This window comes from Janthinobacterium sp. 1L-D-8-B-C4, from assembly GCF_057291295.1.
The window spans coordinates 64,340-77,752 of record NZ_JBXAVX010000003.1 but is presented as its reverse complement, the minus strand read 5'-3'; the positions used below and the strand labels follow the sequence as shown (position 1 = coordinate 77,752).

The following is a 13,413-nucleotide window of genomic DNA, read 5'->3' as shown; positions in this document are numbered from 1 at the left end:
TCGCGGCAGGCCGCGTAGGAAAAGCGCTTGCACGGGGCCTGACGCGCGCTGCAAAATGACAACGGCCGCTCATGGAGCGGCCGTTTCCACGTCATGACTGGCGCATTCGCACGCGCCAGGTACTCCACCATATCAGCCACAGCAAGGCCACCTGCACCGGCAGGCGCAGCCACAGCGCCCATAGCGGCACCGGGAACAGTTCGGGCCGTTGCAGCATGTAGACATGCGCGGGCGTAACCGCGATGGTGAGCAGGAACAGGCCGATGCCGGCCGCCTTGCGCGTGGGCGGGTACAGGATGCCGAAGGCGCCCAGCAATTCGAACACGCCGCTGGCCAGCACCGCCGCCACCGGCCAGGGTATCCAGGGCGGCACGATGCGCGCCTCGGTGTCAGTGGCCACGAAGTGCATGATGCCGCCGATAAAGAACCAAAGGAAGACGAAGGCTATTCCAGCCCACTGGCCCCGGCCCGGCTTGTGTTCAGGTAAAACAGCCATCGGCATCCCTCGCAACAATCTGGCTATGGTTGCCTGGCCGCCACTTCCGCCAGGGTCGTTTGCAAGGCCGTGAAATCGACCGGCTTGGTCAGGTGCAGGTCAAAGCCGGCCTGCTGCGAACGCAGCCGGTCCTGTTCGCTGCCCCAGCCGGTCAGCGCGATCAGGGTCGCGTCGGCCATGCCGTCCATCTTGCGCATGGCCAGCGCCACCGCGTAGCCATCCATGTCGGGCAGACCGATATCGAGCAGCACCAGCGGCACCGGTGATTGTGCCGCTTTTTCCAGCGCGCTGGCGCCATCATGCGCCACCATCACTTGGTAGCCGCTGAATTCGAGCAGCGCGCTCAGGGTTTCCGCCGCGTCGATATTGTCGTCCACCAGCAGCACTTGCATGGTTGCCACCGGCGCCGCCGACGCAATGCGCCCGGGCGCCGTGGCAGGCGCCACCTCGGCGCCGGACAGCGGCAGGCGCACGGTAAAACGGCTGCCGTGCCCGATGCCGGCGCTGGCCGCCTCGACCTGGCCGCCATGCAGCTGCACCAGCCGCTGCGCCAGGCTCAGGCCCACGCCCAGGCCGCCCTGCGACATGCCCTCGCTGCCGGGCGCCTGCGCATACAGGTCGAATACCGTGACCAGCACGTCGGCGGCGATGCCGACGCCATTGTCCGTCACATCGATCACGACCTGGGCACCGTCGAGGCGCACGGCGAGTCCGATATCGCCCTCTTTCGGCGTGTACTTGGCGGCGTTGTTGAGCAGGTTGCTGAGCACCTGCGCAATGCGGTGCCGGTCCACATGCAGCGCCACCGCTTGCGCCGGCAGGTCGACGGTCAGCCGGTGGCCGCCGCTGCTGACCAGCGGCATGCTGATTTCCACCGCCTGCCTGACGACGGCCTCCAGCGTGACCGCCTCGCACTTGAGCGTGAGCTTGCCGCTGGTCAGGCGCGCCATGTCCAGCAGGTCGTCGACCAGGTGCACCATATGATTGACCTGGCGCTCCATCATGCCGCGGATATCGTGGCGCGAGGCGGCCGGTGCACCGGCGCGCATCAGTTCCAGGCCGGTGCGGATCGGCGCCAGCGGATTGCGCAGTTCGTGCGCCAGCGTGACCAGAAATTCGCTTTGCATGCGGTTCTTTTCACCCAGCTCGCTGGCCAGCGCTTCGGCGCGCTCCTGCAGCAGCTTGAATTCATGCACGTCGATGACGGTGCCGACATAACCGAATGGCGCGCCCGCCTCGTCCAGGCGGGGCTGGCCGACATCGATCATCCAGCGGTACTGACCGTCGTGGCGGCGCAGCCGGTAGTCGATCGAAAACGCCGCATGCCCCGCGTTGGCGGCGATGAATTCGGCGCGCGTGCGGCCGATATCGTCGCCATGCACGCTTTCCAGCCAGCCAAAACCCAGTTCCTGCTCGGGCGAGCGGCCCGTGAAATCGCTCCAGCGCCGGCTCAGGTAAGTGGCGCGGCCGGTGGCGTCGGTGGTCCACAGCATCACCGGCGAGGCGTCGATCAAGGTGCGGAAATACGCTTCCTGTTTCAGCGCTTCCTGGCGCGCGCGCGACAGGTCGATCTGGCGCTGCACCCGCGCCTGCAGCTCATTGGCCGAAAACGGCTTGACCAGGTAATCGTCGGCGCCCGCGCGCAAGCCTTCGACCTTGGCTTCCTCGCCGGCGCGCGCCGACAGCAGCATCACCGGCAAATGGCGCAGTGACGCGGTGGCGCGCACCCTTGCGATCAGGCCGAAGCCATCGAGCCTGGGCATCATCACGTCGCTGACCAGCAAATCGGGCGGGTCGGCCAGCAGCAGCTCATACGCCGCTTCGCCATCGGCGCAGGCCGTCACGTCGGCGTAGGCGCCCAGCAGCGACTTGACATACGCGCGCATGTCGTTGTTGTCGTCGGCGACCACGATGCGCGGACGCGCGTGCGCCGCTTCAACCACCTGCGGCGCCACCAAGGCCGCCACGGGATCGGCGGCATCGGGCAGCCAGCGCAAGGCTTCTTCGACGAAAGAGGCGCCCTGCTGCTGCGACCCCTCCTCATCGAAACCGCGTCCCAGGCGCTCGGCCGGCAGGTGCGCGCTGCCAAACGGCAGGTCGACATCGAAGCGCGTGCCCTCGCCTTCCACGCTGTGCACGGCAATCATGCCGCCGTGCAGGCGCACCAGTTCCTGTATCAGCGCCAGACCAATGCCGGTGCCCTCGTAAGTGCGCCCCGGCGCGCCCTCGATGCGGTGGAAACGCTCGAACATGCGCGGCAATTCCTGCGCGGGGATGCCGCTGCCGGTATCGCGCACCGACAGGCGCGCCATGCCTTCGTGGCGGCGCAAGCTGACCGCCACCTCGCCCTGCAAGGTGAACTTGAAGGCGTTCGACAGCAGGTTGAAGACGATCTTTTCCCACATGTCGCGGTCCACATGGACTTCTTCGCCCAGGTCCTGCAAGTCCAGCGTGTAGGCCAGACCGCCTTTTTCCATCGCCGATTCGAACACCCCGGCCAGCTCCAGGGTCACCTTGCGCAAGTCGGCGGCCACATAGGTCGCCATCACCCGGCCGGCCTCGATGCGCGAAAAATCGAGCAGCGAGTTGACCAGTTTCAGGAGGCGCAGCGAATTGCGGTGGGTAACCTCGATGCGCTGGCGCTGCACCGGATCGAGCTGGTGGCGCGTGTCGGCCAGCGACTCGGCCAGCGGCCCCAGGATCAATGTCAGCGGCGTGCGAAATTCGTGCGATACATTTGAAAAGAAGGCCGTCTTCGAGCGATCGATCTCGGCCAGTTCTTCGGCGCGGCGCTGTTCGCGTTCATACGCCACCACATTGCCCACCGCCGTGTTGACGGCGCCTTTCAACAGCGCATAAAAATTGAAGTAATCGGCGTCGAGCGCGCGGCAGGCGCTGGCGCCGGCGACCAGGAAACCGAACAGCGCTTCCTGTCCGGGCAAGGCCAGCGGCAGCACCATGGCGCTGCGCGGCAGTTGCTGGTACGGGCCACAGGCGGCCAGGCCAAAACGCGCCTCCAATCCGTCGACCTGCTGCATCACGCCCGTTTGCAAGGTGGCGGCAAACGGCCAGACGGCGTCGTCCAGCGCCGCCATGGACGGCGCCAGCGCGCTGTCCACCGGCATGCCGGAGCTGCCGCGCAGCACCACCTGGCCGCTGTCCGCATCGATCTGGTAGAACAGCAGAAAAGGCACGTCCAGCGCCAGGCTGTCGTACTGGCTGGCCATCTGCGCACCCACCTCGGGGATGGTGCGCGCCGTGCCGATGGCAGCGCTCAGGTCGCGCAAGCCCTGCGTGCGCCGCGCATTGAGCACCTGCCCGGTCGACTCGGTAATCGGGTGAAACACGCCACCGACCTTGCCCGATTCGTCGCGTATCGACGAAAACGAAAACGTCATGAAGGCTTCTTCCAGGTAGCCATAACGGTCGAGGAACATGCGCTGGTCGCGGATATACGCGCCCTCGCCTTCATGCGCGCGGTCAAAGGCATCGCCCACTACCGGCAAGGCGGTGGCCCAGCACACCTTGAACGGCTCGCCCATCGACTCCGGATGCTTGGCGCCGCAAATCGGGCGATACGCATCGTTATAGATCTGCACATCTTCCGGCCCCCACGCCACCAGGATCGGAAAGGTCGACGACAGGCACAGGCTGACGGACGTGCGCAGGCTTTGCGGCCAGCTTTCCAGAGGGCCCAGCGAGGTTCTGGACCAGTCGATGGTGCGGATCAGCGCCCCCATTTCGCCCCCGCCCGAGAGCCAGTTGAGGTCAGGGTTCAGCGGTGGCGGCGAAGCAGAGTAAGGGGGCATGGTCACTGATATGGGCGGACAAGGTAGACGCGGCGCAGCTGCGCCAAGTGACATATTATATGCCAGCGTAACCATAGTCCGCCTGCCAGGAGCGCCGCGGCCACGCACCAGTGCAGCCGGCGCGCCTCAAGTCTTGCCGAGCAGGCGGCAGGCGATACGCTCCAATTCCTGGATATCGACCGGTTTGTTGACGTGACTGCTGAAACCGGCTGCCAGCGCCTGCTCGATATCGCTCTGGCGGCCGTAGCCGGTCACGGCAATGGCCGGCAGCTGCTGGGCGTCTAGTGTCTCGCGGATTGCCCTGATGAAGCTGAGGCCATCCATTTCGGGCATGCCGATATCGGATACCAGCAAATCGAAGGGCTGCTCCTGCAGCATCCGCAGCGCTTCGCGCGGCGACGAGGTGGTCTGCACCACCGCCTCGCCAAACTGCAGCAGCTGGCTCATCGCGTCCATGGCGTCCTCGCTGTCATCGACCAGCAAGATGCGCACGCCCCTCATCGGCGCCATGGCGTCGGTGGCCGCTGGCGCCATGCGCTCTTTCGATCGTTTATCCAGCGGCAACCAGATGGTAAAACAGGCGCCTTTGCCGCTCCCTTCGGATGCCGCAACGACCCGGCCGCCATGCAGTTCGACGATTTGCTGCACCATTGCCAGCCCGATGCCCAGGCCCTTGGTGCCCCGCACGATGCTTGGCGTCCCCTGTCCGAACATATTGAATATGGTCGGCAGGAACTGCGCGGCAATGCCCTGGCCCGTATCGCACACATCGAGGCGCGCCTCGCCCTGCACGTCCGAGATGGTGATGCTGACAGTGCCTCCGGCAGGCGTGAATTTGATCGCGTTATTGAGCAGGTTCCAGATCACCTGCTCGATGCGGGTCTGGTCGGCGTACAGCCAGACCGGCTGCACGGGCTCGCTGAGTTCGATCTGCAGGCTGGCCGTGGACGGATCGGCCCGCAGCATGTCGATGATGGTGCGGGTCATCTCGCGCAGGTCGATGCGGTCGCGGTTGATGGTCATCTTGCCGGTTTTCAGGCGCGACAGGTCGAGCAGGTCGTTGATGATCTTGGCCTGGCTCGCTGCCGAGGCGCGGATGGTTTCAGCCGCCCGGCTCAGCATCGGGTTCGTTTGCGTGACGGGCATGCGCGCCACCAGCTCGGCGTTCAGGTGGATCAGGTTCAGCGGATGTTTCAGCTCATGCGACATCACGGCAAGGAATTCATCCTTGAGCGCATTGGCCGACTGCGCCTGGGCCCGCTCGGAGCGCTCGGTATTGAGCTGCTCGGTGCGCTGGTTGTCATGTTCGATGCGGCCGGTCAGGTCGCGGCCGATCTTGGCATAGCCAAAAAACTCGCCATCGACCAGCGGCGTCATCACGCCACTGCAGAAGAAGCGGCTGCCGTCCTTGCGCAGATGCCATCGTTCGTCCTCGGCGCGGCCGTCGGTGCGCGCGCGCAGCTTCTCGTCTTCGGGCACGCCGGCAGCCTGGTCTTCGGGGGTAAAAATGATGCTGTCGGGCTGGCCCAGTATTTCTTCTTCGGTGTAGCCGAACAGGCGTTCGGCGCCGCTGTTGAAACTGCTGATGCGCCCGTCGCAATCCATCGTCATGATGGCGTAGTCCTTGGTACTGGCGGCCACCAGGCGCATGCGTTCTTCCTGGCTGCGCATTTGCTCTTCGGCCTGGCGGCGCCCGGTAATGTCGATGAAGGTCAGCACCGCGCCGTCGATGCGGTCCTGCACCGTGCGGTAAGGCAACAGGCGCGCGATGAACCAGCGCCCGTCGGTGCTGCGCACTTCGCGCTCGACCGCACGCAGCGTTTCAAAGGAGGTGGTGGCGTCTTCGGCCAGTTCAGGATAAACCAGCTTGTGGGTAATGTCGTGCAGCGGGCGCCCCACGTCACCGGGAATCAGATTGAACAGCCCGGCCGCATGGGGCGTGTAGCGCTTGATGCGCCGGTTTCGGTCGACAAAAATGGTGGCGAAATCGGTCGAGGCAATCAGGTTTTGCAGATCGTCGTTGACCTTGCCCGCCTCTTCTACCTTGTTTTTCAGCTCGTAATTGACGGTGACCAGTTCCTCGTTGACCGACTGCAGCTCTTCCTTGCTGGTTTCCAGTTCTTCGGTGGCCGAGCGCAATTCCTCGTTGATTGCCTGCAATTCCTCGTTCGACGCCTTCAGTTCCTCGTTCGACGTTTCGGAGTGCTCGATGGTGTCCTGCAACTGCGCCTTGACACGCCTGAGGTCTTCTTCCAGCCCGGTCAGGATCGCGTCCTGCTCCACGCCGCCGGTGCTGGCCACTTGCTCTTCGGTTGTCTGTTCCACTTTGTGAAACAGCACCAGCACGAAATCGGTGCTGGAATTGACGTCGTACACCGGCCGCGCGGTGATGTTGACATAGAAAGCGCGTCCGCCGCGTTCCATGCTGATGCGGCGCGTTTCCACGCTTTTTCCGCTTTGTATGGCCTGGAACAGGGCGGTGCGCAATTCCAGCCGCAGCTCGGGCTCGACCAGGGTAATCAGGTTGCGCGAAGGCTCGCCCGCCGCGTGGCGCAGGAACTGATACGTGCCCTCGGACAGGTGGACGATGCTCGATTGATGATCGACCAGCACGCTCGGTGGCGCGTAGTCGGCCAGCACGCGCTGGTGTATCGACGCGTAGGAAAACTTGCCCTTTTCCGCTTGCGTCAGTTCCGGCAGCGCCGCACGTGGCAGCGGCGCCACCGCCATCGGGATGGCCGAGCGCGGAAAGCGCGACACCGGGCGGGCCCGGTAGATACGGTTCTTTTTGTCCACCGGAACAAAGAAATCGGCCAGCATTTCTGCCGATTCGGAGTTGCCCAGGAACAGATAGCCGTTCGGCCTCAACGCAAAGTGAAACATTTCAAGCACTTGCGCATGGGTTTCACGGCTCAGGTAGATCAGCAGATTGCGGCAACTGATCAAGTCGAGTTTTGAAAACGGCGGATCGCGCAGCACATTCTGGTTGGCGAACAGGATGGTGTCGCGCAGTGGTTTCCTGATACGGTAGCGCCCGTCTTCCTTGCTGAAATGCTGGCTCAGGCGAAACTGGCCGATATCGTCGGCAATGCTGGGCGGGTAGATGCCCGCGCGCGCCACGCCGATGGCGCGTTCATCGATGTCCGAGCCAAACAGCTGGAATTCATTGCTCAGGTTGAGCTTTTCGGCATGTTCGGCCAGCAGCATGGCCAGCGTATAGGTTTCCTGCCCGGTCGAACAGGCCACGCTCCACACCCGCACCATCTCGCCTTCCTGGCGCTCGCTGAACAGTTGCGGTATCACCTGCCGCTCAAGCGCCTCGAACGCTTCACGGTCGCGGAAAAACTGCGTCACGCCGATCAGCATGTCGGCCAGCAGCGCCTGGCATTCGCCAAGATCCTGCTTGAGCATGTCGCGATAGTGTACCAAGTCTTTCAGTTCGCACACCTGCAGGCGGCGCTCGATGCGGCGCAGCACCGTCGCCCGCTTGTATTTGGAGAAATCATGGCCGCACTTCGCGCGCAGGATATTGAGGATGTCGCGCAGCGCTTCTTCATCTTCCTGCTTTTCCGGCACGGCCTCGTCTTCGGTATTGCCGTTCAATACCGGCAAGCGGATCTGGCCGGCATTGCGCCACAGGTCCACCAGCTTGCCCGGCATCTCGGCCACCGGCAGCACGAAGTCGGCCAGCCCGGTGGCGATCGCGGCGCGCGGCATGCCGGAATGACCGGCCTCCTCGGGCAGCTGCACGAACACGACGCCGCCCTGGTCCTTGACCAGCGACAAACTGCTGACGCCATCGGTGCCCGTGCCGCTCAGTATCACGGCGACCGCCTGGTCGCCGTGCGCCAGCGCCAGGGTACGCATGAACTGGTCAATTGCCACTGGCAGGCCACCGGACTGGCGCTCGCGCACGCGCAGATAGCCGTCGTTCATTTCCAGATGCTTGTTGGGCGAAATGACGTAGATGGAATTTTGTTCCACATGCACCGGCTTGACCACGGCGGTGACCGGCATGCCGGTGGCGCGCTGCAAGATCGCGTCCACATTGCTTTCGTGCGCTGGCGACAGATGCATCACGACCACATAGGCCGCGCCCGTATCCGGTGGCGCATGTTCAAAAAACCGGATCAGCGCTTCCACCCCGCCGGCCGAGGCGCCGATGCCGACGATGGGGAAACTTTGCGAACTGCGCATGACCTTTTCGCGGTCGGGCGGCGCTGCGTGCGACGATGAATCAGCTTGCGCCATAGCGATGATTTCCGTTTAATACTACTGCTGTAGAAGTAACGATTTTACACCGTTGAAAATAAAGCATGACGCGTTTTTTCCCAATTGAATTCCACGATGCCTGTGCGTCAGCGCACGGAAACACTCGGGCCGCGCAGCCATCATGGATGACAGAAAAGGAGAGCGGCATGCATAAAATCGTCGTGATCGGCGCCTCGGCCGGGGGAGTCAGCGCACTGACCAGCATCACTGCAGCGCTGCCGGCAGATTTGCCGGCAACGGTATTGATCGTGATGCACGTGGGTGCACGCCGCAGCCTGTTGCCGCAGATCCTGCAGAAGCTGTGCCCGCTACCGGTCAGGCATGCCGTCGACGGCGAGCCCCTGCTGCCCGCGCAGGTCCTGATTGCGCCGCCCGACTGCCACCTGACCGTGGAAAAAGGCGACGGCTACCCGCGCGCGCGACTGTGGCACGGGCCAAAAGAAAACCATACCCGGCCGGCGATCGACCCGCTGTTTCGTTCGGCAGCGGCCGATTTTGACGGTCATGTGATTGCCACCATCCTGACCGGCTATCTCGACGACGGCACCGCCGGCCTGCAAGCGGTCAAGGCCTGCGGCGGCTACGCCATCGTGCAGGACCCCAAGGACGCTCACGCGCCCGACATGCCCATGAGCGCAATCACCTATGTTGCCGTGGACAAGATCCTGGCCCTCGCCGATATCGCACCGGCATTGATCGCGCAGGTGGAACAGATGAACCAGAAAACCGCACCCGGCCAGGAACCGGCCACGCCTTGCTGTGCCAAGCCGGCATGGGTGGACGTCGAGAACCGCCATGTCCGTGGCACTGCCGGAATCGATGACTTGCAACGCATCGGCACGCCGTCCGGCTTTACCTGCCCGGAATGCGACGGCGCCCTGTGGCGCATCAATGAGGCGTCGCCGCCGCGCTTCCGCTGCCATACCGGCCACAGCTTTACCATGCGTGTCTTGGCCGAACTGCAAAATGAAGCGGTTGAAAATGCCTTGTGGTCATCGCTGAGGGCGGTGCAGGAAAAAGAGCGCATCGAGCGCGAAATGAGCCAGGCTGCGCTGGTGCGGCACGACGAAAGCGCCGCCGCGCATCATGCCCGGCTTGCCGACGAACTTCACACCGACATCGAGACGCTCCATGCGCTACTGTCCAGGCGGCCTGGCTAACGCGGCCGCAAGCTGGCAATTAGTTACGGGGAGCGGAGCAACAGAAGGCGGAAGCGGCATCATTTGGCCACCGTGTATTTGTCGACAAACTCGAATGCATTGAGATAAAGCTCACGCAAATACTGCTTCACGTCGTGGTCGAATGTCGGCGACGCCAGTTTCAGGTCGTCCTTGTAGCCAAGCTGCGACGGCTCATAGGTCGAGCCGATATTGAGCTTGGCTTTGCCGTGCAGCACCGCCGTGCCGTCGGCCTTGCCGGTCAGGGTAATCGTCACGACCGGCGCACCGCCCCTGATGTCGCTCGTCGCCGCCATCGAGAAAACCATCGCCGTGCTGTAAGACGCTTCGGCATGCGAGCTTTTCACCTGGCAAGTGCCGCCATCGCCGATGATCGTCAGCCGCTCCTCTTCAAAAATCGCTTCGAATCGTGCGATCCCTTTATTGGTGATCGCCAGGAACGCCGAAATGGCCGACATGCGCTCCCGCTCCTTCTCTTCCAGCGCCAGTTTCTCCGCCAATTTCTTGCTCGCACGCTCTTGTCGCGCCTGCTGATAAGCTGACATGTTTAGCTCCATTGATGGATGAAATCAATCATATAACAAACAGGAAATTGGCGGTTTTGGCTGCGGCGACGTCGCCTCCGGCGTACGATTGGAGAGCATTGATTTCGAATGAGAAAAGCCCGCCGCCCATAAAACCACACATCCACAACCAAATTTTTGTGTAGTTTTTGTGTGCAATTTGGCGTATGAACAGCGCAGACATCATCAAACAACTAACGTCCGATGAATGGGAGCATGTCTCCACGCGCGGCAACCATCACAAGTATCGCACCCCTGAAACTGGCAAGTCTGTGATCGTCCCGCACCCGAAAAAAGACCTGCCGATTGGCACGGTAAATTCGAGACTGAAACAAGCTCAATTAAAGTGAGGCCAAAAATGTTATATCCACTCTACGTGTGGAAGGATGCCGACAGCGCCTATGGCGCTTCGTTTCCCGATCTGCCTGGCGTCAATACTGCCGCCGACGAACTGCAAGATATCAATACAGCCGCCCAGGAAGCCGTTGAGGCGATGTATGAAGGAGAAGCGAATATTCCTGCCGCTTCCGCCATCGAGAAATGGACCAGCAATCCAGACTATGCCAAAGGCTTCTGGATGCTGGTTAATATCGACCTGTCGAAAGTCAACACAAAGCCGGTACGCTTGAATATCTCGTTGCCAGAAAGCCTGCTGCGAGATATCGACCTGTACGCAAAATCACGTCACCTCACGCGCTCGGGTTTCCTGGCCCAGGCAGCCATGAAGGTCATGGCGGAATCGGCATAAGGACCGCTCATAATTGAAAAAGGCCCATCCGAAGATGAGCCTTTTTTCCTGATTCTATTGGTCGGGACGAGAGGATTCGAACCTCTGACCCCGTGCACCCCATGCACGTACGCTACCAGGCTGCGCTACGCCCCGACGAGGTAAAGATTATAGCAGACGCTTTTGGGTTTTTGCCATGGTTTCCATGCGATTCATTGCCAAGATCAAAAACCCGCAGACACCAACTTATTCGCCCAGCATCAGTGCGCGCATCGCCGTGCGCACGCCTTCGACCAGGCCGGGGTTCAGCACGCCCGGGTTGTGCACATGGCGCACCGCCAGGCCCTGGTACATGGCGATCATGGCGTTGATGCGCCCTTCCACCAAATCTTCGCCGGCGGGCAGGCCGCGCTTTTCGCGGGCGGCCGTGACGATGGCGAACAGCTGGCCGCGCGAGCGCTTGTCGGCCGCCTGCATGGTGGCGGCGATCTTCGGGTTGCGCGACGCTTCCGAGTGGATTTCCAGCGGCACTGCCCAGATGCTCGGGTCCAGGCATTCCTGCACCCTTTCCTCGACGTCGTCGATCATCGCCTGCAGCGGGTCTTCCCGTTGCGCCAGGTCGTGCATGATGTTCGACACGCGTTCCATGTTCTGCTCGACAAAGGCGGCGATGATGGCGTCCTTGCTGTCGAAGTAGTTGTAGATATGGCCGGCGCTCATGCCGGCGGTCTTCGAAATTTCCGCCATGCTGGCGCCGTGAAAGCCGTGCCGGCTGAAACAGCAGGCGGCCGCATCCAGCACCTGTTTGCGGCGGCTGTTGGCGCGCTCCAGGCTCGGATGTTTTTTCTCTTGATTCATGATTTTTCCCGTTGCGCGCCGGCCCTGCCCTTGCAGGCAGGACCGGCGTCGGCACACCCTGGTTTACTGGGCGCCGCCGGCCGCTGCGACGGCCGTTTGCTCAGGCTGCCAACCGCCGCCCAGGACCTTGTACAAGGTCACCAGGTTGGTCGATTTGGCCAGGCGCGCCGTGATCAGGCTTTGCTGCGCGGTGTACAGCGCGCGCTGGGCGATCAGGGCGTTCAGGTAGGTTTCCGCGCCCTGCTTGTAGCGCGCATCCTGGATCGTGTAGCTGCGCGTCGACGCCTCGACCAGCGCTTCCTGCGACTGCAGGCGCTCGTCGATGGTGCCGCGCTGGGCCAGCGCATCGGATACTTCACGGAAGGCGACCTGGATCGCCTTTTCGTATTGCGCCACCGAGATTTCACGATCGACCTTGGCGATATCGAGGTTGGCGCGGTTCACGCCACCGTCAAAAATCGGCAGGCTGATCTGCGGAATGAAACTCCAGCTGCCGCTGCCGGCCTTGAACAGGCCCGACAGGTTGCTGCTGAGCGAGCCGGCGGTAGCCGTCAGCGAGATGCGCGGGAAGAAGGCTGCGCGCGCCGCGCCGATATTGGCGTTGGCGGAGCGCAAAGTGCGCTCGGCCACCAGCACGTCGGGACGGCGTTGCAGCACCTCCGACGGCACGCCGGCCGGGATGTCGGCCAGCGTTGTTACCGCGCCGAATTCGGCTTGCGGCATCAGTTCGGCTGGCACCGTGCTGCCGACCAGCAAGGCCAGCGCGTTCTGGCCGAGCGCGACCTGGCTGGTGTAGATGGCGACGTCGGAACGGGCCAGCTCGACGCTGGTCTGAGCGTCGTACTTGTCCAGGCCCGAGGTGGCACCGGCATTGAAACGGCGCTCGGCCAGGGTATAGCTGGACTGCTGGCTGCGCAGGGTGTCCTGCGCCACGCGCAATCGCTGCTGGTCCGCCACCAGATTCAGGTAGCTGCTGGCCACTTCGGACACCAGCGAGATCTGCTGGGCGCGGCGGGCTTCTTCGGTGCCCAGGTATTGCTCCAGCGCGCTGTCGGACAGGCTGCGCACGCGGCCGAAAAAGTCCAGCTCGTAGGCCGAAACGCCCAGGTTGGCCGTGTACTGGCGCGTGATCGACGATTGGCCGTTCGGGCTTTCGTTCTTCGGCACACGCGTGGCCGTCTGGCCACCCGCAGCCGACAGGGTCGGCACCAGGGCGGCGCGTTCGATACCGTAGGTAGCGCGCGCTTTTTCGATATTCAAGATCGACACGCGCAGGTCACGGTTGTTGGCCAGCGCCAGTTCGATCACCTGGCGCAGGCGCGCGTCGGCAAAAAACTCGCGCCAGGCGATGTCGGACACCGCCGTCGCGCCGGCCGGTGCATCGGCCTTGTACGACGGGCCGGTCGGCCAGCTGGCGGGCGACGGCGCCGCCGGACGCTCGTAGGTGGGAGCCAGGCTGCAGCCGGCCAGCAAGGCCAGCGCCGCCATGGAAAGTAGCGTTTTTTTCATA

9 protein-coding genes and 1 tRNA gene are annotated in these 13,413 nt (G+C 63.1%); 3 read left to right on the top strand and 7 right to left on the bottom strand.

Annotated elements, in window-relative coordinates:
- Positions 1-91: 91 nt before the first annotated feature.
- The 3 genes from AC0Z42_RS06225 to AC0Z42_RS06215 form a co-directional block, all read right to left on the bottom strand.
- Entirely contained in the window at positions 92-496 is a 405-nt protein-coding gene (locus AC0Z42_RS06225; protein ID WP_485467377.1) for a DoxX family protein, read from the bottom strand.
- Between the two features lie 23 nt (positions 497-519).
- Positions 520-4,305, bottom strand: a complete 3,786-nt coding sequence (locus tag AC0Z42_RS06220) for an ATP-binding protein (RefSeq protein WP_485467376.1) — start codon at positions 4,303-4,305, stop codon at positions 520-522.
- 126 nt (positions 4,306-4,431) lie between these two features.
- A complete protein-coding gene (locus AC0Z42_RS06215) occupies positions 4,432-8,502 on the bottom strand; it encodes a CheR family methyltransferase (RefSeq protein ID WP_485467375.1) in 4,071 nt (1,356 codons plus the stop codon).
- A gap of 221 nt (positions 8,503-8,723) precedes the next feature.
- Between AC0Z42_RS06215 and AC0Z42_RS06210 the strand changes: the two genes are divergently transcribed.
- On the top strand, positions 8,724-9,737 hold the full coding sequence (locus tag AC0Z42_RS06210) for a chemotaxis protein CheB (RefSeq protein WP_485467374.1): 1,014 nt from the start codon (positions 8,724-8,726) through the stop codon (positions 9,735-9,737).
- Between the two features lie 59 nt (positions 9,738-9,796).
- On the opposite strand, the gene AC0Z42_RS06205 is transcribed toward AC0Z42_RS06210, so the two are convergent.
- Positions 9,797-10,300: a hypothetical protein gene (locus AC0Z42_RS06205; protein ID WP_485467373.1), complete on the bottom strand. Its 504-nt coding sequence runs from the start codon at positions 10,298-10,300 to the stop codon at positions 9,797-9,799.
- 185 nt (positions 10,301-10,485) lie between these two features.
- On the opposite strand from AC0Z42_RS06205, the gene AC0Z42_RS06200 reads away from it, so the two are divergent.
- Both AC0Z42_RS06200 and AC0Z42_RS06195 read left to right on the top strand, forming a co-directional pair.
- Complete coding sequence (locus tag AC0Z42_RS06200; RefSeq protein WP_485467372.1) at positions 10,486-10,668, top strand: type II toxin-antitoxin system HicA family toxin; 183 nt, start codon at positions 10,486-10,488, stop codon at positions 10,666-10,668.
- Between the two features lie 8 nt (positions 10,669-10,676).
- Entirely contained in the window at positions 10,677-11,066 is a 390-nt protein-coding gene (locus AC0Z42_RS06195) for a type II toxin-antitoxin system HicB family antitoxin (protein ID WP_485467371.1), read from the top strand.
- A gap of 58 nt (positions 11,067-11,124) precedes the next feature.
- Here AC0Z42_RS06195 and AC0Z42_RS06190 read toward each other — a convergent pair.
- From AC0Z42_RS06190 to adeC, 3 genes are all read right to left on the bottom strand, one after another.
- Positions 11,125-11,201, bottom strand: a tRNA-Pro gene (locus AC0Z42_RS06190).
- Positions 11,202-11,291: 90 nt separating this feature from the next.
- On the bottom strand, positions 11,292-11,903 hold the full coding sequence (locus AC0Z42_RS06185; protein ID WP_485467370.1) for a TetR/AcrR family transcriptional regulator: 612 nt from the start codon (positions 11,901-11,903) through the stop codon (positions 11,292-11,294).
- Between the two features lie 63 nt (positions 11,904-11,966).
- Complete coding sequence (adeC, locus tag AC0Z42_RS06180; protein ID WP_485467369.1) at positions 11,967-13,412, bottom strand: AdeC/AdeK/OprM family multidrug efflux complex outer membrane factor; 1,446 nt, start codon at positions 13,410-13,412, stop codon at positions 11,967-11,969.
- Between the last annotated feature and the right edge of the window lies 1 nt (position 13,413).

Excerpts from the sequence above, each read along its gene's own strand:
- AC0Z42_RS06225 (WP_485467377.1), bottom strand. The coding sequence starts at position 496 with ATGGCTGTTTTACCTGAACACAAGCCGGGCCGGGGCCAGTGGGCTGGA.
- AC0Z42_RS06220 (WP_485467376.1), bottom strand. The coding sequence starts at position 4,305 with ATGCCCCCTTACTCTGCTTCGCCGCCACCGCTGAACCCTGACCTCAAC.
- AC0Z42_RS06215 (WP_485467375.1), bottom strand. The coding sequence starts at position 8,502 with ATGCGCAGTTCGCAAAGTTTCCCCATCGTCGGCATCGGCGCCTCGGCC.
- AC0Z42_RS06210 (WP_485467374.1), top strand. The coding sequence starts at position 8,724 with ATGCATAAAATCGTCGTGATCGGCGCCTCGGCCGGGGGAGTCAGCGCA.
- AC0Z42_RS06205 (WP_485467373.1), bottom strand. The coding sequence starts at position 10,300 with ATGTCAGCTTATCAGCAGGCGCGACAAGAGCGTGCGAGCAAGAAATTG.
- AC0Z42_RS06200 (WP_485467372.1), top strand. The coding sequence starts at position 10,486 with ATGAACAGCGCAGACATCATCAAACAACTAACGTCCGATGAATGGGAG.
- AC0Z42_RS06195 (WP_485467371.1), top strand. The coding sequence starts at position 10,677 with ATGTTATATCCACTCTACGTGTGGAAGGATGCCGACAGCGCCTATGGC.
- AC0Z42_RS06185 (WP_485467370.1), bottom strand. The coding sequence starts at position 11,903 with ATGAATCAAGAGAAAAAACATCCGAGCCTGGAGCGCGCCAACAGCCGC.
- adeC (WP_485467369.1), bottom strand. The coding sequence starts at position 13,412 with ATGAAAAAAACGCTACTTTCCATGGCGGCGCTGGCCTTGCTGGCCGGC.